Raw genomic sequence first — 20,410 nt, forward strand, 5'->3', positions numbered from 1 at the left:
TCATCGTCCCTGCTGCGCGATCCACGAGGCGTGCAGGCGTCCGTAGGCGGAGTCGGTCTGCGTCACGAGTTCGGCGTGCGGTCCGCGCTGGACGACTTCTCCGGCCGCGACCACGATCACCTCGTCGGCCTGCTCGGCCGTGGTGAGGCGGTGCGCAATGGTGACCGACGTGCGTCCGGTCATGAGGCGTTCCAGCGCGCGTCCGATCCGCATCTCCAGCTCGGGGTCGACGGCGCTGGTGGCTTCGTCGAGGACGAGCAGGTCGGGGTCGGCGAGGCGGGCGCGCAGGAGTGCGACGAGTTGGCGTTCACCTGCAGAGAGCGACTCTCCGCGCTGACCGACGCGGGTGGCGAGACCGTCGGGCAGGCCGGCGACCCAGTCAGCGAGGCCGAGTTCGTCGGCGGCGGCGAGGATCTCGTCGTCGGTTGCGTCGAGGCGTCCGTAGCGGACGTTGGCGGCGAGGGTGTCGTCGAAGAGGAAGCCCTCCTGCGGGACGAGGACGACGCTGCGTCGCAGGGACGCCTGACCGATGCGGCGCACGTCGATGCCGTCGAGCAGCACCTCACCGCTGCTGGGGTCCATGAGACGGGTGAGCAGCTTGGCGAAGGTGGACTTGCCCGAGCCGGTCTCCCCCACCACCGCGACGCGGGTGCCGGCGGCGACGTGCAGGGAGACGTCGCGCAGGACGGGGGCGGCGTCGGTGGGTGCGGAGGGGTAGGAGAACGTGACGTCGCGGAACTCGACGTCGACGGGTCCGCGGGGCAGTTCGAGGCCTCCGTCAGGGGTGGTGTCGGGGTCGACGACGTCGGCGGGGGTGTCGACGAGGGCGATGACGCGGCGCCAAGAAACGAGGGCGTTCTGGGCGTCGGTGATGATCTGGGTGCCCATCTGCACCGGGCCGACGAAGAGGGTCACCAGGAACGCGAACGCGAGGACCTCTCCGGCGCTCATGTCTCCGGCGAAGCCGAGCAGGACACCGATCACGAGGACGGCGGCGTTGGCGAGTCCGGCGGAGATGCCGCCGAGGGAGAACGAGAAGACGGTGAAGCGCTGGGCGCGAGTGCTGGCGGCCTTGAACTCGTCGATCGCGGTGTCGATGCGGGCCTGGGTGCGATCAGCGACGGCGTAGGACTTCACCACTGAGGCGCCGACGACTGGCTCGGAGACGGCCGAGAGCATGACGCCGGCCTGCTGGCGGACGGTGCCGTAGGCGGCGGCGAGCTTGCGCTGGAACCAGCGGATCGAGATGAACAGCGGCGCGAAGCAGATCCACACCACCAGGCAGAGCTGCCAGGAGTAGACGGCCATGACGATCGTGGCGACGAGGACCTGTCCGGCGGAGATGACGAGCAGCAGGCCACCGAAGACGAGGAACTGGCTGATCTGGTCGACGTCGCTGGTGACGCGGGAGACGAGCGCGCCGCGGCGCTCGGTCGACTGCGTGAGCAGGGAGAGGTCGTGGACGTGACGGAACGCCTTGATCCGCAGGCCGGCGAGGCCGCGCTCGCTGGTGGCGAAGAGGCGGCTCGTCATGCCGTACTGGGCGAGGCTGGTGAGGACGAGGCCGAGGAACGCGACGGCTCCCATGGTGACGACGAAGCTGACGTCGGTGCCGCCGTCGCCGGAGCCGCCGAGGCCCTTGTCGAGGGTCTGCTGGACGGAGACAGGGACGACGACCTGTCCGACGGAGGCGACGAGCGCGAGGGTGAACGTCACCCAGAAACCGGTGAGGAGTTCGGGGCTGAGGCGGAGGCCGCGTCGGATCGTCTCGATCGCGCCGATCTCTGCCTCGGGTGCCGCGCCGGTCTGGCTGCGGGCGTCGCCCATGGATCCGGGACGCATGCTCACTGCTCGTCCTCCTGCGTTTCGTAGGCGTTGACGAGTCGGGCGTAGGCCTCGTTGCGGGCCAGGAGTTCGGTGTGGGTGCCGCGGTCGGCGACGGTGCCGTCGGCGAGGTGGAGGACTTCGTCGGCGAGGCCGATGGTGGCCTTGCGGTAGGCGACGACGACGAGCGTCGTGCCTTCTCCCCCGCCTTCGCGGTGGCGCAGGGAGGCGAGGATGCGGGCTTCGACTTCGGGGTCGACGGCGCTGGTGGCGTCGTCGAGGACGAGTAGGCGCGGGCGTCGGATGAGGGCGCGGGCCAGGGAGATCCGCTGACGCTGTCCGCCTGAGAGCGACGTGCCGCGCTCCCCCAGCGGGGTGTCGAGGCCCTGCGGGAGTCGGTCGACGAACTCCTCGGCCTGGGCGACGCGCAGTGCTGCGCGGACCTCGTCCTCGGTGTAGTCACCACCCAGTGTGACGTTGCCGCGGACGGTGTCGTCGAAGAGGAACGCGGTCTGCGGGACCACGGAGACCACCCGGGCGAGTTCACCTTCGGCGAGGTCGCGGAGGTCGACGCCGTCGACGGCGACGGATCCGGTGGTGGGGTCGACGAGGCGGGCCAGGAGGGTGGTGAGGGTCGATTTGCCCGACGCGGTGGCGCCGACGAGGGCGACGGTACGGCCGGGTTCGACGTGGAAGGTGACGTCGCGCAGGAGGGGTTCGGCGTCGTCGTAGGTCCAGCCGAGGTGGGTGACGTCGAGGCGGGCTCCGGCGGGGTCGCCGGTGGGGGCGGTGGCGGTGCCGTGTTCCATGCGGCCTTCGGCGTCGAGGACGCTGCGGACGCGCTGCCAGCCGACGACGCTGCGCGGGAACTCGCCCAGCAGCCAGCCGATGGCGCGGATCGGGAACGCGACGACGGTGAGGAGGTAGGCGACGGTGACGACGGATCCGGCTGCGGTGGCGCCGGACTCGACGCGGGCGACGCCGACGGCGAGGACCACGAGGACGCCGAGGTTGGGCAGCGCTGCAAGGACGGGGTCGAAGACGGCGCGGACCTTGCCGGCGCGGACGGTGACGTCACGCAGTTCGTTGACCTTGGCGGCGAACCGTTCGGTCTCCTGGGCTTCACGGCCGAGGGTCTTGACCACCATGGCGCCGTCGAAGGATTCGTGGGCGACCTCGCTGACCTCGGCGCGCAGGCGCTGGGCCTGGGTCATGAGGGGCGAGGAGAGCTTCTGGTACCAGAGGTTGGCGAGCACGACCGCGGGGAAGACGAGGAGTCCGACGACGGCGAGGACGACGTCTGCGGCGAACATCTGCGCGACCGCGATGACCATCATGACGACGGTGCCGAGCGCCATCGGGAACGGCGCGATGGGTGCCCAGGCTGCTTCGACGTCGCTGGAGGCGTTGGAGAGGAGCTGTCCGGTGGGGTGCTTCTGGTGCCACGCGAACGGGAGCTCGAGGTATTTGCGGGTGACCTCGCGGCGGCTGTGCGCCTGCATCCGGTACTGCATGAGCCCGGCCCCGAGACGACGCGCGACGATCCCGACGGCACGCAGCAGGGCGACACCGACGAAGAGTGCGACGACGGCGACGAGCATCCCCACACCGATCTCCCCGTCGCGGAACGCGGGGAGCACGACGTGGTCGGTGGACCATCCCAGCACCCAGGCGTCGGCGACGGTGAGGACACCGAACAGGACGCTGCCGATCGTGGAGAGCCAGAAGACGACCGGCTCACGACGGACGGCGACCCCCAGGACCCGGAAACCCTCGACGGTGGTGGAACGACGCTGACGCGTGGCCTTGGGCGCTTCGGGCGGTGCTGCAGTGCTCAGGGGGTGCTCCTGGGAGAGGTGTAGCGGGGCGCCCAGTCTCGCAGGGCCTACACCGGGCCAACCGTCCTACGCGCCGGGTTTGTTCCCCAAACCGAAGTCATCCACGGCCTGCGAAGGGTCTAGTTGCCGCTCCTCCGACTGTTGCTGGTCATCGTGGGCCCGCTGACCCAGATACGTCACTCCGCCCAGATTGCAGCACCTCGTGGGCGCGCCTCAAACCGCCCGCCTGACGACTCGAACGGCGCACAGGACCCTGCTTGCCCCGAGGCTTGCTACGTCGCGGTCACAGGTACGGGCGGAGGTGATCAGCGATCTTGTCAGTGTCCTCAACAGTGAGCTCGTCGACCTCATCCCACTCAGTCCCGCCACCCTGCACGGTCCCTGCAACATGAATGTGGAAGTGGGGGATCGCTTGCTGGGCCGCCACACCATTGTTCTGCCAAATGCTGATACCAGGTCGACCATCTGCTTGATCGATGGCCGAAGCAACACGGCGGGTCAGGTCCATGACTGCGTGGGCTTCGGCGTCATGAAGGTCAAGAACGGTGGGAACGTGCCGAATTGGGATCACAAGGACGTGAGAAACACCCCGCTGTTCGCGGGTCACGAGTACCGCCGCTAGATCATCGCGAAGCAGAATAGTGTAGGGCCGTTCACCCGAGAGGTAGTCGCAAAATGCACAGGGATACGCATCCGGAAGGACAATGTGGCTCATGAATACTTCCGTAGTGAACTGAGGAATTCTTGGATCTCAAGTAGGTCAAGTCGCTTCTCGTCCCGGGGTCGGACAACGATGGAAAGTTCATCACACACGCGCTCCTTCCTCGAGGCAAACATGAAGGAGAGGATCAAGAACCGCACCGCGTCTTGCATCGGGAGCACGGTAGACATGCCTGACTGGCCAAGGCCGATGACAGGGATGGAGACTGCCTCACCATTGGTGCGTCGGCGCACCTCATCCCAGAGCCGTTCCATGGCCTCCCAGAGCACGCCCATCGACGATGCGGCCTTGTTGTGCTCGTCCAAGCTCGTGTAGGCCAGGCAGAAGTAGTGTCTTCGCTGGTGAATGATGGTCGCGACAGTGCCGAGAGGGTAGCGATCGGTGTTGCCAACCTTGACCACGGTCCCAGTCACTGTCTTGCCCGCAAGCGCAGCTTCTAGCTCGGAGCGCAGTGCTGCCACGTCATGGCTGTACACGCGTTCTAGGAACTGCCCCTGAACGCTGCCCCTCGCGATGATGTGGGGCGTCTCGATGTCAAACGTATCCGCCATGCCGATGACAATATTGGTGTCTTGGTCGAAGAGATCGCCCGTAATGACCCGAATCTTGGTATCCGGAGTCGAGTAGTGCTGTTCAACTGGGTACGGCCAGGACCGCCACGCCGCGTAGCCGAGGGACAGCAGGGGCACAATAAGGATCTCGGGCAGATCCCAGTTGTCGAGCTTGTTCGGCCAGAAGAGGTCGAACAGCCCGAGGAGGCTAGCCGCGATACCCAACGCGACGAAGGCATGGGTACCAAGACCAAGCCAAAAGCGCCGGTTGCGGAGATCACGGGTCAGGGTCACGCTCACAGCCTGTCGTAGATTTTCTGCTCGTAGTAGTGAGGCCCAGTGTTGGCACTGGATGGATAAAAGACGGCGTAGTTATCCAGAGCGAACTTGATGATCTTCGGACTGAACGCAACCGACAACGTGTAATAGTCGACGTTGAGGAGGGGCGAGGGGATGAAGTTCTTGTCGACGTTCTTGTCCCCGTCGTGGTTTGCGATGACTACAGGGAGGTTGAACTCCATCATTACGGCCACCTCATAGGCAAGGAACGAATTGCCGTCACCTCCCTTCTTCTTTGCCTCATGGGTGCCAATAAGGACGACCTGCTTGGCGTTCTTCATCCGCTCACGCAGATTGCGCTTGATGGTCTCCGGCTTGCTGGTGTCCCGCGACACGAAGAGGTCGTGGGCGTCATAGAAGTCGAAGTCGATGTTGTCGTTCTCGCGCCAAGCCTCCATGAGCCGGTAGAGGTGGATGTTCTCGCTGGCGAACGCCACGTAGGTCTTGTTGCGGTAACTCATGGATGTCCTGTCAGTTGGCTGGCCCTAGCGTCCGAGAGCCTAGAGCAGGCCTCCGACACGACCGGAGAGGCGTCGAGTGAGCCCGTCGCATGAATCGTCAGCGACATCACGATCGCGGGCCACTCGGTGGCCAGGCCGGATCGTTACGCGGAGTACTTTGGGTTGTGAAGGGGATGGGCCCCCGATCACTTGTGGCCGCAACAGGTACAGCTCGATAGTGCCTGCTCCGCGCGGCGCCTAGCGCGCACCGCCATAGGTGCTCGTCGACACCAGCCGGACACCCCGGATCGAAGTCGTTCTTCTCACCGCCGACTGCGCGGCGCAGCGCAGCGCCGTTGTGTTCGGGAAACGACCGTGAAGGAATCGATCCATGATCGCGGCTTTCGAGCCCGTAGTCCGAAACGGCCCAGTCACTCGTCACCCATTCCTCAAGCGCGCCACGCATCCAACTACCAGGAGTGTGGCGTCGCCCGTTGATTGCGGCCTCCAATGCGTCAATCAGATGATTCATCGCCAGTGTTGGATCGAGTTGCCGGGCCAGCGGTCCATGGCCGTCCGCCACCATAGCTTCAGCGAGAGCACTCCAGGCATCTGCAGGCCGCTGCCACGGGAACCACAGTGTTTCGGCTGGTGACCACCCCCCACGAACATCGGCCGGCCGTTGCAACTCGATCTGAATCGCGGGGGAGGTCATGTCGTCGTAGTTGTCGAAGACGTTTCCGCCGCGCCACACATTCGACAGGTCCGCCCACATGATTCGAACACGCGGCTCGTCGAGGTCTTCCCCACCCGGCACCACGACCGATCCGAACCACAGCGCCCCGACCTCGGCAGCCACTTCGAATAGCTCCGCCACAGTGTCGAATGTGACGTCGTCACGTGCACGGGTGACGACGTCGTGAGCCTCTTGGTCCCGCTGTTCCATCTCCTGTCCGACCTGTCTCGTGAGGTCTTCCAGCCGCGTCCGCAACTGCGCCGTTTCTTCACGCAAACCACGAGTCTGCGTAGTTACCTCGTCCTTAGCTGCCTCCACGATGGTTCCTCGCACGTCCCTAGTGAAGTGGCGCTGAAGAACGAAGATCACCACTGCCAATAGCAGCGCCGTGCCTACATTGGTGAGGGTCGTTAGCAGGACGATCTGCCAAGCGCCATAGGCAGGGTCGGCGCTCCACCACGTCAGCGCAAACGGCATCAGCGTCACCGCTGTTCCGATGAGAACTACTCCTGTGAGGACCCCCGCGCGCAGACGTTGCTGGCCGACGTGTCCCGTGGAATCGTCGCTGGATCCTCGTCGGGTTGGGCGCTTCGAGTCTGGCACGGCGCCACGATGTCGTTTCCGGGCGGCACCGTCAAGGACGCCGTGCCGGGCTTGGTCGGTGTCGTCGCCCTTGTCTTTCAGCTCACAGACATTTATGGCAGGGAACAGGCGCCGCAGGGATGGAGGGCGGCAGCATCACACCACCGCTACTGATGCAGGGGCCCGGACCCTCGAGGCGATCCGACCCTTCCTCGTTCGGGCCAGCACGTACCGGCGCTCGGCATCCGACACGTGCCCGAGGGACGAGCCGGAGTTCTGCCACACTCCGGACGTGCGCCTTATTGCCTGGAACTGCTGCGAGAAGTTCGAAAGGAACGTCACCCACCTGCTCGGACTGGACTTCGACGTCGCGGTGGTCTGTGAGTGCGGCCCCTTTGAGACCAGGCTCTGAGAGGCTCGCGAAGTCACGGCAGTCCTCAAGCGCGCCGTCGACGATCCCAAGCATTCCAAGCACATCGGCGTCCTGGCACGCGATCCGTGGCGTGTGGAGACATTGCCCATGGATCCGGAGCAGCCGTGGCTCCTACCAGTTCGGATCACTGGCCCTGTCGACTTCACCGTCCTTGCTGTCTGGGCTCTCGGACCTGGATGGGTCGAGGGACGGCTCTCCTACGCGGCACAGACCGGGCAGGTGATCTCTCAGACCCTTCCGGTGCTGGATGGCCCAGTTGTGCTGGCCGGAGACCTCAACGCCCCCATTGCGACGAGTGCCCGCCACCACTCCGAGAACGTACGCGCCTTGCAGGACCACGGTCTCGTGAGCGCGTTCAGTACAGCCCGCGGCGAGACGGATCCACTGACGGAGCCGACCTTCTACCACCAGTGGAAGGCAGCATCGGGCTTCCACATCGATCACGTGTTCCTGCCGGAGGCATGGAGCCCGGCGTCTCCGTCAGCGTCGGCGCCTACGAGGACTGGGTCGCGACGAAGCGCTCAGACCACGTCCCCCTCGTCGTGGACATCACGCTCCCCAACGCATGAAGGCCGGGATCCCAGGAAAGGACCCCAGCCTTCACCGTGGAACAGAGCACTCAGCGGACGGGGTGACCCGCCTCGCGCAGCGCGCCCTTCACGTCGTTGATCCGCAGCGTGCCGAAGTGGAAGACCGAGGCCGCCAGAACAGCGTCCGCGCCAGCGTCGACAGCCGGAGCGAAGTGCTCCACCGCACCAGCACCGCCGGAGGCGATCACCGGGATCGAGACCTCACGGCGCACGGCCTCGATGATCTCCAGGTCGAAACCGTTCTTGGTGCCGTCAGCATCCATGGAGTTCAGCAGGATCTCGCCGACACCGAGCTCAGCGGCACGGGCCGCCCACTCGATGGCGTCCAGACCGGCCGACTTACGGCCACCGTGCGTGGTGACCTCGAAGCCGGAGTCGGTGCCCTCGGCACGACGAGCGTCGACACTCAGCACCAGCACCTGGTTGCCGAAACGGTCGGCGACCTCGCTGATCAGCTCGGGACGGTTGATCGCAGCAGTGTTCATCGCGACCTTGTCGGCACCCGCACGCAGCAGACGGTCGACGTCCTCCACGGCACGCACGCCACCACCGACGGTGAGCGGGATGAAGATCTGCTCCGCAGTACGCGAAACGATCTCCATCGTCGTGGCACGCGCCTCGTGGGAGGCGGAGATGTCGAGGAACGTCAGCTCGTCGGCACCCTCGGCGTCGTAGATCCGGGCCAGCTCCACCGGGTCACCGGCGTCGCGCAGCTCCTGGAAGTTGACGCCCTTGACGACGCGACCACCGTCGACGTCCAAGCACGGGATGACACGAACGGCGAGGCTCATGCGCCCGCACCTCCACGACGACGCTCCTGCGGCAGCGTGATCGCGAGAGCCTCCTCGAGGGTGAAACGCCCCTCGTAGAGCGCGGTACCGGCGATGGCACCCTCCACACCGAGGTCGACGATCGCAGCCAGAGCAGCGATGTCGTCGATGGTGGAGATGCCACCCGACGCGATCACCGGACGGTCGGTCGCGGCGCAGACGTTGCGCAGCAGCTCCACGTTGGGGCCCTGCAGCATGCCGTCCTTGTTGACGTCGGTGACGACGTAACGGGCGCAGCCCTCGGCGTCGAGGCGAGCGAGCGTCTCGTAGAGGTCGCCGCCCTCCGACGTCCAACCGCGACCGGCCAGCGTCGTGCCGCGCACGTCGAGAGCAATGGCGATGCGGTCGCCGTGCTCAGCGATCGCGCGGGCGCACCACTCGGGGTTCTCGATCGCAGCGGTACCGATGTTGACGCGCTCGCAGCCCGTGGCCAGGGCCTTGCGCAGCGACTCGTCGTCACGGATGCCGCCGGTCATCTCGACCTTGATGTCGAGGGTGCGGACGATCTCGGACTTGATCTCGAAGTTGTCGCCCTTGCCGAACGCAGCGTCGAGGTCGACCAGGTGCAGCCACTCAGCGCCGGCCTCCTGCCAACGCAGAGCCTGCTCGAGCGGGCTGCCGTACTGGCCGCCGGTGCCCTCGACGCCCTGGGAGAGCTGAACGGCCTGGCCGCCGGAGATGTCGACGGCCGGGAGGAGCTGGAGGTAGTTCGTCATGTGTCCTTCTCAGGGGAAGCGAGCCGAGCGCAGGAGCGCAGGACTCAGAGGCTCTTGACCCAGTTGCGCAGCAGGGTGGCGCCGGCGTCACCGGACTTCTCGGGGTGGAACTGGGTGGCGCTCAGCGGACCGTTCTCCACCGCGGCGACGAAACGGTCACCGCCGTGCTCGGCCCAGGTCACCTTCGGCGCCTCGGTGCGGTCGTTGGTGACGAGCTCCCACTTCCGCACGCCGTAGGAGTGCACGAAGTAGAAACGCTCGTCCTCCACACCCGCGAAGAGGCTCGAGTACTGCGGCACCTCGACGGTGTTCCAACCCATGTGCGGGACGACGGGGGCCTGCAGGCGCTCGACCGTGCCGGGCCACTCGTCGCAGCCCTCGGTCTCGACGCCGTGCTCGACACCCTTGCCGAACAGGATCTGCATGCCCACGCAGATGCCCAGCACCGGACGACCGCCCGAGAGGCGACGACCGATGATCCGCTCGCCCTTGATGGCGCGCAGACCCTTCATGCAGGCCTCGTACGCACCGACACCGGGGACCAGGAGGCCGTCGGCGTCGAGTGCGGTCTGGAAGTCACTCGTCAGGGTGACCTCGGCACCGGCACGCTCCAGGGCGCGGACGCCCGACCGGAGGTTGCCGGAGCCGTAGTCAAGAACGACGACGGAAGGCTTGCTCACGCGGTGGCTCCGGCTTCGGAACCGTCACCCTCGAGAGTGCCCTTGGTGGACGGAACGCCGGTCTCACGCGGGTCGAAGGCCGCGGCGTCACGGAACGCACGGGCGAAGGCCTTGTACTGCGCCTCCACCAGGTGGTGCGGGTCGCGGCCCGCGAGCACGTTGACGTGCAGCGCGATCTGGGCGTGGAACGAGATCGACTCGAAGACGTGACGGGTCAGGGAACCCTGGTAGTCGCCACCGATGGCGACGTAGATCTGACCCTCCGGCTCGCCGGTGTGGACGCAGTACGGGCGACCCGACAAGTCGACGACGCCACGCACGAGCGCCTCGTCGAGCGGGATGGTGGCGTCACCGAAGCGGCGGATGCCCTTCTTGTCGCCCAGGGCCTGACGCAGCGCCTGACCCAGGATGATCGCGGTGTCCTCGACGGTGTGGTGGGCGTCGATGTGGGTGTCACCGGTGGTCTTGACGGTGAGGTCGACCAGCGAGTGACGACCGAACGCGTCGAGCATGTGGTCGAAGAAGCCGACTCCGGTGGAGACGTCGGTCTTGCCGGTGCCGTCGATGTTCACCTCGACGAGGACGGACGACTCCTTGGTCTTCCGTTCGATGCGAGCGGTACGGCTCATCGTGCTTCCTCCATCACAGCCACCAGGGCGTTCTTGAACTGCTTCATCTCGTCCGGGGTGCCGATCGACACCCGGAGCCAACCATCGGGACCCGTCTCGCGGATCAGAACTCCGTGCTTCAACAGCCCCTCCCAGACCGCGTGGCGGTCGGTGAAGGTGCCGAAGAGGACGAAGTTGGCGTCGGATTCGGCCACCTGAAGACCCTGCTCACGCAGCCAGGTGACGCACTCGTCGCGCTCGACGCGCAGGTCGGCGACCTTGCCCAGCAGCTCCGGGGCGTGACGCAGGGCCGCGCTCGCGGCAGCCTGGGTGACGGCGGAGAGGTGGTAGGGCAAGCGCACGACGCGCACGGCGTCGACGATCTCCGGCGCTGCGGCCAGGTAGCCCAGGCGGGCTCCGGCCAGGGCGAACGCCTTGCTCATGGTGCGGCTGACCACGAGGTTGCGGTGCTGGGGCAGCTGCTCCAGCGCGCTCGGGACACCCTCACGACGGAACTCGCCGTAGGCCTCGTCGATCACGACGACGCCGTTGCCGGCAGCCTCGCAGAGCATCGAGATGGCCTCCGGCGGCAGCGCCGTGCCGGTGGGGTTGTTGGGGCTGGGCAGCAGCACCACGGCCGGCTGCACCTCCAGGACCTTGGCGCGCGCGGCGTCGAGGTCGAGGGAGAAGTCGGTCTCGCGCTTGCCGGAGACCCACTCGGTGAGCGAGTCACGGGCGTACTCGGGGTACATCGAGTACGTCGGCGCGAACGAGAGTGCGGTGCGGCCCGGGCCACCGAAGGCCTGGAGCAGTTGCAGCATGATCTCGTTGGAGCCGTTGGCTGCCCACACGTTGGCGCTGGTGAGGCCCTGGCCGCCGTCGGCGTTCAGGTACTCGGCCAGACCCTCGCGCAGCGCGGTCGCCTCGCGGTCCGGGTAACGGTTGAGGGTGAGCGCGGCGGCACGCACCGACTCGGCGATGTCGTCGGCGCAGGCCTGCGAGGGACCGTAGGGGTTCTCGTTGGTGTTCAGCTGGACGGGGACGTCGATCTGAGGAGCACCGTAGGGCTCGTCGCCGATCAGGGCGTCACGCAGCGGAGGCCACGGCAGGGTGGTCACTTCTCGCCACCCGCCTCACCGGCGAAACGGACCGAGACGGCCTGGCCGTGCCCCGGGAGGTCCTCGGCGTTGGCCAGCGTCACGACGTGGTCGGCGACCTCGGCCAGCGCGGCCTTGGTGTAGGAGATCACGTGCACGGACTTGGTGAACGCACGCACCGAGAGGCCGCTGGAGTGGCAGGCACATCCGGCGGTCGGGAGGACGTGGTTGGAACCGGCGCAGTAGTCACCCAGGGAGACCGGGGCGAACGAACCCACGAAGATCGCACCGGCGTTGCGGACGCGTGCAGCCACGGCGTCGGCGTCACGGGTGTGGATCTCGAGGTGCTCGGCGGCGTAGGCATCGACGACGGCGATGCCCTGCTCGACGTCACGCACGATCACGATGCCGGACTGCTGACCGCCTAGGGCGGTGCGGATGCGCTCGGTGTGCTTGGTGGCCTCGGCCTGCTTCTCCAGCTCGACGACGACGGCGTCGGCCAGGGCCACGGAGTCGGTGACGAGGACGGAGGAGGCCATCGGGTCGTGCTCGGCCTGGGAGATCAGGTCGGCAGCGACGAACGCAGCGTCGGCGGTGTCGTCGGCGAGGATCGCGATCTCGGTCGGGCCGGCCTCGGAGTCGATGCCGACGACGCCCCGCAGCTCACGCTTCGCAGCGGCGACGTAGATGTTGCCAGGACCGGTGACGAGGTTCACCGGGGCGCAGTCGCCTGCACCGTGGGCGAACATCGCGATCGCCTGGGCGCCACCGACGGCGTAGACCTCGTCGACACCCAGCAGCGCGCAGGCAGCCAGGATCGTCGACTCGGGCAGGCCGTTGTTGTGCTTCTGCGGCGGGGAAGCCAGCGCGATCGAGCCGACACCGGCGACCTGCGCCGGGACGGTGTTCATGACGACGGACGACACGAGCGGCGCGAGACCACCGGGGACGTAGAGGCCCACGCGGTCCATCGGGACCTTGCGGTGGGTGACGAGGGCACCCTCGCCCAGCTCGGTGGTGACGTCGGCCTCGAGCTCGGCGGCACAGGTGAGACGGAGACGACGGATCGACTCCTCCAGGCCGGCACGCACGGCCGGGTCCAGGCCCTCCAGAGCCTCGGTGAGCGCCTCGACGGGGACGCGGATGTCGGTCTGCTCCACGCCGTCGAACTTGGCGGTGTACTCGAGAACGGCGTCGAGACCACGGGTCTTGACGGCCTCGATCACCGGGCGTACGGCATGGGCTGCCGCCTCGACATCGAACTCGGCGCGGGGGACGCTCCCGCGGTAGTCAACGGACGGCGCGGCGTCGGTGAGGTCGATTCGGCGGATCATGCCCCCGATTGTAGTTCGCCCCTCGGGTGGATCGTTGCCTCGGCCCGTTGCCCCGGACGGGTGCGGAGGACGTACGTTTGCTCACGTGACCTCTGAGCACGGTGCCGAGCAGCGCCCCGCCGAACACCGCGACCTCCCTCTCTTCCCGTTGGGCGCGGTCCTCTTCCCGGGACAGTCCCTGCCCCTGCGCATCTTCGAGGAGCGCTACCGGGCGATGGTCGAGGACCTCCTCGACGTCGCCGACCCCACCGAACGGCTCTTCGGCAGCGTCGCGATCAAGGAGGGGTACGAGGTCGGCGAGCACGGCGTGCAGACCATGTACCGCACCGGTTGCCTCGTGCAGTTGGTCGACGCACGCCCCTCCGCCGGCGGCGGCTACGCCGTCGACTGCGTGGTCCGCGGACGCTTCCGGCTCTCCCAAGTGGTGCAGGAACAGCCCTACGTGGTGGCGAGGGTCGCACTCGTCGACGAACCGCGTCCGGTGCCCGGTGACGATCTGCTGGGCGCGAAGGCTCGCCGCCGCTACGAGTCGCTGCGCACCGAACTCGAGCAGTGGCGCGACGAACCGATCCTGGGCTCACTCCCCCAGGACCCCGAGTACCTCTCGTGGACGTTGTCGGCCCGGACCCCGCTGCCCCTGCCGCAGCGTCAGGACCTGCTGGAGGCGCACACCACCGGCGACCGGCTCACCATGCTGTCGACGCTGATCGGCGACGAACTGCGAGCGATGGCAGCCATCCCGTCGTTGCCGGCCAGCGACATCGCACGGACCCGCTGGTCACCCAACTGAGTCGGCTGGGTCCACCCGAACGACGGGCTCGGCCTTCTGCTTCGGGCCCCACCCGGCCAGGTTGACCACGACGACGATCGAGAGCGCCGCGAACGCCGGCACCAGCAGCACGGTGCTGCCCAGCCAGTCGGGCCACCACGACGCGGTGGACGGCGGGAGGACGAGGTCACGCACGATCGGGGTGAGGTCCTCCGCCTGCGCGGCGACGGCATCGGCGTCCTCCGGGCCCAGCCAGCCGCCCACTGCCTCGGCCACCCGGGCGGACAGCAACGCACCGACGAACAGCGACAGCGCCGTCACGACGTCGCGTCCCCGAGCGACGAGCACGACCGCCAGGCCGTAGACGACGCCGAGCACTCCCCCGACCACCGCGAAGGTGCCGAACGCGTCCACCACCTCGGTGGATCCCGCGGTGTCGGGCAGCCAACGACCGCCCAGTGCCGCACCGGTCGGCGGGGTCCACCACGCCTCCCAGACGACGCCGGCGACCGCACCGAGCAGCAGGCCGAGACCCACCACCCAGGCGGCACGCACGAGCGTCGGCTTCACGGCACTGCTGGTCGCTGCGTCGGACGTCACTGGGCCAGGCACCCGGGCCCCAGCAACTGCTTGAGGTCCGCGAACAACGCCGAGGACGGCGTCACCCGAAGGCGGTCGTCGAGCTTCATGACGCGCGTCATCGTGCGCATCTGCAGGTTGAGACGCACCTCGGTCATGCCCGGGTGGGACTGCAGGACGTCACGCAGGCCCTCGACGATCGGTTCCGTGCACCGCGTCGCCGGCAGCGAGAGCACGACCGGACCGCTGGGGCCGTCGGTGATGTCGGGGACCGACACCTCCTGGCCACGCAGTTCGGGCTGCTCCTTGTCCTTGGAGAGCTGGCCCTTGATCCGCAGGATCGCGTCCTGCTGCAGGTGCGGTGCCGCGAGCTGGTACGACGACGGGAACAACAGGACCTCGATCGAACCCTGCAGGTCCTCCAGGGTCAGCGTCGCCCACGGGTCGCCACGCTTGGTGATCTTGCGCTGCACCTGCGTCACCAGACCGGCCACCGTCACGGTCTGTCCGTGCGGACGTTCCTCGTCGGTGAGCAGCGAACCGATGGTCGCGTCGGTGCCGTTGGAGAGCACGTGCTCGAGACCCATCAGCGGGTGGTCGGAGACGTAGAGGCCGAGCATGTCGCGCTCGTGGCCCAGCTTCGTCATCTTGTCCCACTCGTCGATCTCGGGGATCGTCACCGTGACCCCGAATCCGCCGCCGTCGTCGGCGTCGTCGAGACCCGCGAAGAGCGAGTCCTGACCGATGGCCTCGTTCTTCTTGATGTCGACGTACTGGTCGACGGCCGTCTCGTGGATCGCCACCAGCGCACGCCGGCAGTGACCCATGTCGTCGAAGGCGCCGGCCTTGATCAGGGAGTCGATGACGCGCTTGTTGCACGACTGCGCCGGCACCTTGGCCAGGAAGTCGTTGAAGTCGGTGTAGCGGCCCTTCTCCTCACGCGCCGCGATGATGCCGTCGACGACGTTGCCGCCGACGTTGCGCACAGCGGTCAGACCGAAACGGATGTCGGTGCCCACCGCGGTGAAGTTGAACGCCGACTCGTTGACGTCGGGCGGGAACACCTTGATGCCCATCCGACGACACTCGTTGAGGTAGATGGCCATCTTGTCCTTGTCGTCCTTGACGGAGTTCAGGAGTGCGGCCATGTATTCGGTCGGGTAGTTGGCCTTGAGGTAGGCCGTCCAGTAGGTGATGACGCCGTACGCCGCCGAGTGCGACTTGTTGAACGCGTAGTCGGAGAACGGGAGCAGGATCTCCCAGAGGGTCTTGACCGCGTCGGCCGGGTAGCCGCGCTCCAGCATGCCCGCCTCGAAGCCCGCGAACTGCTTGTCCAGCTCGGACTTCTTCTTCTTGCCCATCGCGCGACGCAGGTTGTCTGCAGCGCCCAGGGTGAAGCCGGCCAGCACCTGGGCGATCGCCATGACCTGCTCCTGGTACACGATCAGACCGTAGGTCTCACCGAGAACAGGCTCCAGCGCCTCCTCCAGCGCCGGGTGGATCGGGGTGATCGGCTCGCGGCCGTTCTTGCGGTGCGCGTACTTGTTGTGGGAGTCCGCACCCATCGGGCCCGGGCGGTACAGCGCCGAGACAGCCGTGATGTCGGCGAACTTGTCGGGCTGCATCGAACGCAGCAGCGCGCGCATGCCCGAGGAGTCGAGCTGGAAGATGCCGAGCGTGTCGCCGCGGCCCATCAGCTCGTAGGTGGCCTTGTCGTCGAACGGCAGGTCCTCCAGGACCATGTCGATGTCGCGGTTGGCCTTGATGTTGGTGACCGCGTCCTCGAGGATGCGCAGGTTGGACAGACCCAGGAAGTCCATCTTGACCAGACCCAGCGACTCACACATCGGGTAGTCGAACTGGGTGATGACAGCGCCGTCCTGCGGTCGCGACATGATCGGGACGATGTCGATCAACGGTTCCGAGGACATGATCACGCCAGCCGCGTGCACACCCCAGTTGCGGATCTGACCCTCCAGACCGAGAGCGGTCTGGTAGATCGTTCGGACGTCGTGGTCCTGCTCGTAGAGAGCCCGGAACTCGGCGCCGTCGTTGTAACGCTTGTGCTCGGAGTTGAAGAGGTCCTTGAGCGGGACGCCCTTGCCCATGATGTCCGGCGGCAAAGCCTTGGTGATGCGGTCACCGATCGCGAAACCGTGGTCGAGGACGCGCGCGGCGTCCTTGATCGCAGCCTTCGCCTTGAGACGACCGAACGTCGCGATCTGGGCGACGCGCTCCGAGCCGTACTTCTCGGTGACGTACTGGATGACCTCGCCGCGACGGGCGTCGTCGAAGTCGATGTCGAAGTCAGGCATCGAGGGACGCTCAGGGTTGAGGAATCGCTCGAAGAAGAGGCCGTGCTCGAGGGGGTCGAGGTCGGTGATGCGCAGCGCGTACGCCGCGATGGATCCCGCACCCGAACCACGACCGGGACCGACGCGGATGCCGTTGTCCTTGGACCACTGGATGAAGTCGGCAACCACGAGGAAGTAACCGCAGTAGCCCTTCTGGGCGATGACGCCCAGCTCCATCTCAACGCGGTCCTTGACCTCCTGGGTCATCCGCTCGCCGGGGTAGCGGTGCTCGATGCCCCGCCACACCTCCTTGCGGAACCAGCCCTCCTCGGTCTCACCGGCCGGGATCTGCGCGTTGGCCATGTAGCCACCGGTCGAGTACTCGAAGCTGATGTTGCAGCGCTCCGCGATCTCGACGGTGTTGTCGCACGCCTCGGGCATGCCGAACTCGTCGGCCCACAGCGCACGCATCTCCTGGGCCGACTTGATGTAGTAGCCACCGCCGTCGAACTTGAGGCGGTTGGGGTCGCTGAGGCGCTTGCCCGACGCGACGCAGATCAGTGCGTCGTGGGCGTCGGCGTCCTCAGGGTTGTTGTAGTGGGAGTCGTTGGTGGCGATGGGACGGATGCCCATCTCCTTGCCCAGCTTGAGGAGGTCGTCGCGGACCCGCTTCTCGATGCTGATGCCGTGGTCCATCAACTCCAGGAAGACGTTGTCGACACCGAAGATGTCCTGGAGCTCGCCGGCCTCCTCCATCGCCTCGCGGTACTGGCCCAGACGCAGACGCGTCTGGATCGCGCCCGAGGGGCAACCGGTGGAGACGATCAGGCCCTTGCTGTGCTCGGCCAGGATCTCCTTGTCCATGCGGGGCTTGAAGTAGTAGCCCTCGAGGCTGGAACGCGAGGAGAGACGGAAGAGGTTGTGCATGCCTTCGGTCGTCTCCGACCACATGGTCATGTGGGTGTAGGCGCCACCACCGGCGACGTCGTCGCCGCCCTCCTCGGCCGCATTCCCGCGCCCCCACTTCACGCGCTTGCGCTCACCGCGGTGAGTGCCGGGCGTCAGGTACGCCTCGATGCCGATGATCGGCTTCACGTCGTACTTCTGGGCCTTCTGCCAGAAGTCGAAGGCACCGTGCAGGTTGCCGTGGTCGGTCATCGCGATCGACGTCATGCCCAGGTCGCGGACCCGGGTGAACAGTCCGTCGAGGAGTGAGGCGCCGTCCAGCATCGAGTACTCGGTGTGGACGTGCAGATGGGCGAACGAGTCGTTGGCGACCGACATGGGAGGGTGGGGTGCTCCTTCCGGGCATGGAGCGGACTCCAGGCACCAGCGGGTGGGACATGCTGTTCAAGAGTAGGCGAGGCAAGGTCACCGGCGCAGGCCCCTGCGCCGCGACGACCTCAGGACGTGGTCACGGCCACGTCATCCGCACCTCGTCCTCGCCCGTCGGCGAGTCCGCAGCGGGGACGAACTCCCGCTCACGCAGGCCACTGGCCCGGTAGAACGCGCGGGCGGGGGCGTTCTCGGCGAACGCCCACAGACCGAAACCACCGGGCAACGACGCCTGGACGAACTCGAGCAGGAGCGTGCCGACGCCCTGACCGGAAGCGTTCGGGTCGACGTAGAGGTCGTCGAGCCATCCGACCCGCGTCGCGTCGGGACGCACGAACCGGACGTAGCCGACCGCCTCGCCGTCGCGCTCCGCGATCCAGAACTCGTCGTCGCCCAGGCCTGCACGCAGGTCGGCGGCCAGGACCTCAGGATCGACCACGCCGGGCATCGGTGCCGCACGACGGGCCTGCACCTGCAGGGCCGCCATCCTGACCACGTCGTCCTCCCCCGCGGGACGCAGGAGGACGTCGTCAGGCGTCAGCGACGCCCCGGCCGGGCCAGGCTCAGTGGGCGTCACGAATGACCTCGAGCGCGTGCGCGAGGTCGTCGGGGTAGGTCGACTCGAACGTCACGTACTCGCCGGTCTCCGGGTGCTCGAAACCGAGCTTGACCGCGTGCAGCCACTGACGCTCCAGGTTCACCCGACGGGCCAGCGTCGGGTCCGCGCCGTAGGTCATGTCGCCCACGCAGGGGTGCTTGAGCGCGGACATGTGCACACGGATCTGGTGCGTACGACCGGTCTCGAGGTGGATCTCCAGGAGGCTCGCGAAGCGGTGCGCCTCGAGGGTCTCGTAGTGCGTGATGCTGTGACGACCGTCAGCCATCACCGCGAACTTGTAGTCGTACTTCGGGTGGCGACCGATCGGGGCGTCGACGGTGCCCTGCAGCGGGTCCGGGTGGCCCTGGACGAGTGCGTGGTAGGTCTTGTCGACCGTGCGGTAGCGGAAGGCGTTCTTGAGGACCGAGTAGGCGTGCTCGGACTTGCAGATCACCATGACGCCCGAGGTGCCGACGTCGAGACGCTGGACGATGCCCTGACGCTCGGAGGCACCCGAGGTGGAGATCCGGAAACCGGCACCGGCGAGGTGACCCACGACGGTCGGACCGGTCCAGCCGGGGCTGGGGTGCACGGCGACACCGACGGGCTTGTCGATCACGACGATGGCGTCGTCGTCGTGGATGATCTTGATCCCCTCGACGATCTCGGGGACCACTTCGAGCGGGTCGGTCTCGACCGGGAAGACGACGTCGAGCATGACGCCCGCGGCGACCCGGTCGCTCTTGGCGACGAGGGAACCGTCGACGTGGACGTTGCCCATCGCGATCAGTTCCGCGGCGCGGGTGCGGGAGAAGCCGAACATGCGCGACATCGCGGCGTCCACGCGCTCGCCGGCGAGGCCCTCGGGGACGAAGACGGTGCGCTGGTCTGCGTGGGTGGTCATCGGTGCTCCTGTTGCTGGTCGATCGGGTCCTGCTCCACGGGAGCCTCGGGGCTCACCGGGTTCTGGCCTGCCGGGGCCTGCGCCGCTGTGTCGTCGTCATCGTCGCGCTCCCGGGTGCCGTCCAGACGGACGCCACGGAAGGTCTGCAGCACGATCACGGCAGCGGCCACGTTGATGCACATGTCGGCGACGTTGAACACCGGGAAGCTTCCGAAGCTCAGGAAGTCCACGACGTGCCCGTGGAACGCCTCCGGCTGACGGAAGATGCGGTCGAACAGGTTGCCGACGATTCCGGCGAGCAGCATGCCCAGACCGAAGGACCACAACGGGCTGCGCAGACGACGGCTGAGCCACAGGACGGTCACGGTCGCCACGCAGGCAATCGCCGTGAACACCCAGGTGACACCGGTCCCGGTGCTGAACGCCGCGCCGGGGTTGAAGACCAGACGGAACTGGAACCAGTCCCCGATCACGTCCACCGGGCCGTCGGCGAGCGCCGAGAGCGCCCACTCCTTGGTGGAGAGGTCCACCAGGAAGAGCGCCACCGCGCTGAGCCAGAAGATGACGCGGGCCCGCGGGCGGGCAGGAGCGTCGAGGTCAGAGTGCATGGCA

At 67.2% G+C, this 20,410-nt stretch carries 18 protein-coding genes and 1 pseudogene; 2 read left to right on the plus strand and 17 right to left on the minus strand.

The annotated features are described in order from the left end of the window. The 6 genes from EOV43_RS09720 to EOV43_RS09745 form a co-directional block, all read right to left on the minus strand. Window positions 1–1,842 (minus strand): ABC transporter ATP-binding protein, encoded by a 1,842-nt coding sequence (locus tag EOV43_RS09720; RefSeq protein WP_239022305.1) that lies wholly within the window; start codon window positions 1,840–1,842, stop codon window positions 1–3. A 2-nt stretch (window positions 1,843–1,844) separates the two neighbouring features. Further along, window positions 1,845–3,698, minus strand: coding sequence for an ABC transporter ATP-binding protein (locus tag EOV43_RS09725; RefSeq protein WP_378528777.1), 1,854 nt, complete (start codon window positions 3,696–3,698; stop codon window positions 1,845–1,847). 247 nt (window positions 3,699–3,945) lie between these two features. Beyond that, the gene (locus tag EOV43_RS09730) at window positions 3,946–4,377 is read right to left on the minus strand and encodes an HIT family protein (RefSeq protein ID WP_128221111.1); all 432 of its coding nucleotides are present in this window, start codon (window positions 4,375–4,377) and stop codon (window positions 3,946–3,948) included. Continuing rightward, the gene (locus EOV43_RS09735) at window positions 4,374–5,228 is read right to left on the minus strand and encodes a macro domain-containing protein (RefSeq protein ID WP_128221112.1); all 855 of its coding nucleotides are present in this window, start codon (window positions 5,226–5,228) and stop codon (window positions 4,374–4,376) included. The genes EOV43_RS09730 and EOV43_RS09735 overlap by 4 nt, the downstream gene beginning before the upstream one ends. 2 nt (window positions 5,229–5,230) lie before the next feature. Beyond that, window positions 5,231–5,734: a TIR domain-containing protein gene (locus EOV43_RS09740; protein ID WP_128221113.1), complete on the minus strand. Its 504-nt coding sequence runs from the start codon at window positions 5,732–5,734 to the stop codon at window positions 5,231–5,233. Between the two features lie 106 nt (window positions 5,735–5,840). Beyond that, window positions 5,841–6,935: a hypothetical protein gene (locus EOV43_RS09745; RefSeq protein WP_128221114.1), complete on the minus strand. Its 1,095-nt coding sequence runs from the start codon at window positions 6,933–6,935 to the stop codon at window positions 5,841–5,843. A gap of 616 nt (window positions 6,936–7,551) precedes the next feature. Here EOV43_RS09745 and EOV43_RS15995 point away from each other — a divergent pair. Further along, window positions 7,552–7,890 (plus strand): annotated as a pseudogene (locus EOV43_RS15995) (hypothetical protein); the annotation flags it as partial. Window positions 7,891–8,083: 193 nt separating this feature from the next. Here EOV43_RS15995 and hisF read toward each other — a convergent pair. The 6 genes from hisF to hisD are packed head-to-tail and all read right to left on the minus strand — an operon-like array spanning window position 8,084 to window position 13,319. After that, window positions 8,084–8,845 carry an imidazole glycerol phosphate synthase subunit HisF gene (hisF, locus tag EOV43_RS09750; protein ID WP_128221115.1) on the minus strand — a complete coding sequence of 254 codons (762 nt, stop codon included), beginning with the start codon at window positions 8,843–8,845 and terminating at the stop codon, window positions 8,084–8,086. Further along, window positions 8,842–9,600, minus strand: coding sequence for a bifunctional 1-(5-phosphoribosyl)-5-((5-phosphoribosylamino)methylideneamino)imidazole-4-carboxamide isomerase/phosphoribosylanthranilate isomerase PriA (gene priA, locus EOV43_RS09755; protein ID WP_128221116.1), 759 nt, complete (start codon window positions 9,598–9,600; stop codon window positions 8,842–8,844). The genes hisF and priA overlap by 4 nt, the downstream gene beginning before the upstream one ends. A 44-nt stretch (window positions 9,601–9,644) precedes the next feature. Then, window positions 9,645–10,280: an imidazole glycerol phosphate synthase subunit HisH gene (gene hisH, locus EOV43_RS09760; protein WP_128221117.1), complete on the minus strand. Its 636-nt coding sequence runs from the start codon at window positions 10,278–10,280 to the stop codon at window positions 9,645–9,647. Beyond that, window positions 10,277–10,909 carry an imidazoleglycerol-phosphate dehydratase HisB gene (hisB, locus tag EOV43_RS09765; protein WP_128221118.1) on the minus strand — a complete coding sequence of 211 codons (633 nt, stop codon included), beginning with the start codon at window positions 10,907–10,909 and terminating at the stop codon, window positions 10,277–10,279. The genes hisH and hisB overlap by 4 nt, the downstream gene beginning before the upstream one ends. Next, on the minus strand, window positions 10,906–11,997 hold the full coding sequence (locus EOV43_RS09770; RefSeq protein ID WP_128222254.1) for a histidinol-phosphate transaminase: 1,092 nt from the start codon (window positions 11,995–11,997) through the stop codon (window positions 10,906–10,908). The genes hisB and EOV43_RS09770 overlap by 4 nt, the downstream gene beginning before the upstream one ends. A 5-nt stretch (window positions 11,998–12,002) precedes the next feature. Beyond that, entirely contained in the window at window positions 12,003–13,319 is a 1,317-nt protein-coding gene (gene hisD, locus EOV43_RS09775; RefSeq protein ID WP_128221119.1) for a histidinol dehydrogenase, read from the minus strand. An 85-nt stretch (window positions 13,320–13,404) separates the two neighbouring features. On the opposite strand from hisD, the gene EOV43_RS09780 reads away from it, so the two are divergent. Continuing rightward, complete coding sequence (locus tag EOV43_RS09780; protein ID WP_239022063.1) at window positions 13,405–14,109, plus strand: LON peptidase substrate-binding domain-containing protein; 705 nt, start codon at window positions 13,405–13,407, stop codon at window positions 14,107–14,109. On the opposite strand, the gene EOV43_RS09785 is transcribed toward EOV43_RS09780, so the two are convergent. The 5 genes from EOV43_RS09785 to lspA form a co-directional block, all read right to left on the minus strand. Continuing rightward, window positions 14,098–14,688, minus strand: a complete 591-nt coding sequence (locus EOV43_RS09785) for a hypothetical protein (RefSeq protein WP_128221121.1) — start codon at window positions 14,686–14,688, stop codon at window positions 14,098–14,100. The genes EOV43_RS09780 and EOV43_RS09785 overlap by 12 nt on opposite strands. Continuing rightward, on the minus strand, window positions 14,685–18,245 hold the full coding sequence (dnaE, locus tag EOV43_RS09790) for a DNA polymerase III subunit alpha (RefSeq protein ID WP_128221122.1): 3,561 nt from the start codon (window positions 18,243–18,245) through the stop codon (window positions 14,685–14,687). The genes EOV43_RS09785 and dnaE overlap by 4 nt, the downstream gene beginning before the upstream one ends. Before the next feature lie 130 nt (window positions 18,246–18,375). Beyond that, complete coding sequence (locus tag EOV43_RS09795) at window positions 18,376–18,873, minus strand: GNAT family N-acetyltransferase (RefSeq protein ID WP_128221123.1); 498 nt, start codon at window positions 18,871–18,873, stop codon at window positions 18,376–18,378. Beyond that, a complete protein-coding gene (locus EOV43_RS09800) occupies window positions 18,860–19,798 on the minus strand; it encodes an RluA family pseudouridine synthase (RefSeq protein ID WP_128222255.1) in 939 nt (312 codons plus the stop codon). The genes EOV43_RS09795 and EOV43_RS09800 overlap by 14 nt, the downstream gene beginning before the upstream one ends. Then, window positions 19,795–20,406, minus strand: coding sequence for a signal peptidase II (lspA, locus tag EOV43_RS09805; protein ID WP_206611306.1), 612 nt, complete (start codon window positions 20,404–20,406; stop codon window positions 19,795–19,797). The genes EOV43_RS09800 and lspA overlap by 4 nt, the downstream gene beginning before the upstream one ends. Window positions 20,407–20,410: the final 4 nt, after the last annotated feature.

This window comes from Nocardioides yefusunii, assembly GCF_004014875.1.
In the GTDB taxonomy this organism is placed as follows: Bacteria; Actinomycetota; Actinomycetes; order Propionibacteriales; family Nocardioidaceae; genus Nocardioides; species Nocardioides yefusunii.

Excerpts from the sequence above, each read along its gene's own strand:
- EOV43_RS09720 (WP_239022305.1), bottom strand. The coding sequence starts at position 1,842 with ATGCGTCCCGGATCCATGGGCGACGCCCGCAGCCAGACCGGCGCGGCA.
- EOV43_RS09730 (WP_128221111.1), bottom strand. The coding sequence starts at position 4,377 with ATGAGCCACATTGTCCTTCCGGATGCGTATCCCTGTGCATTTTGCGAC.
- EOV43_RS09740 (WP_128221113.1), bottom strand. The coding sequence starts at position 5,734 with ATGAGTTACCGCAACAAGACCTACGTGGCGTTCGCCAGCGAGAACATC.
- hisF (WP_128221115.1), bottom strand. The coding sequence starts at position 8,845 with ATGAGCCTCGCCGTTCGTGTCATCCCGTGCTTGGACGTCGACGGTGGT.
- priA (WP_128221116.1), bottom strand. The coding sequence starts at position 9,600 with ATGACGAACTACCTCCAGCTCCTCCCGGCCGTCGACATCTCCGGCGGC.
- hisB (WP_128221118.1), bottom strand. The coding sequence starts at position 10,909 with ATGAGCCGTACCGCTCGCATCGAACGGAAGACCAAGGAGTCGTCCGTC.
- hisD (WP_128221119.1), bottom strand. The coding sequence starts at position 13,319 with ATGATCCGCCGAATCGACCTCACCGACGCCGCGCCGTCCGTTGACTAC.
- dnaE (WP_128221122.1), bottom strand. The coding sequence starts at position 18,245 with ATGTCGGTCGCCAACGACTCGTTCGCCCATCTGCACGTCCACACCGAG.
- EOV43_RS09800 (WP_128222255.1), bottom strand. The coding sequence starts at position 19,798 with ATGACCACCCACGCAGACCAGCGCACCGTCTTCGTCCCCGAGGGCCTC.
- lspA (WP_206611306.1), bottom strand. The coding sequence starts at position 20,406 with ATGCACTCTGACCTCGACGCTCCTGCCCGCCCGCGGGCCCGCGTCATC.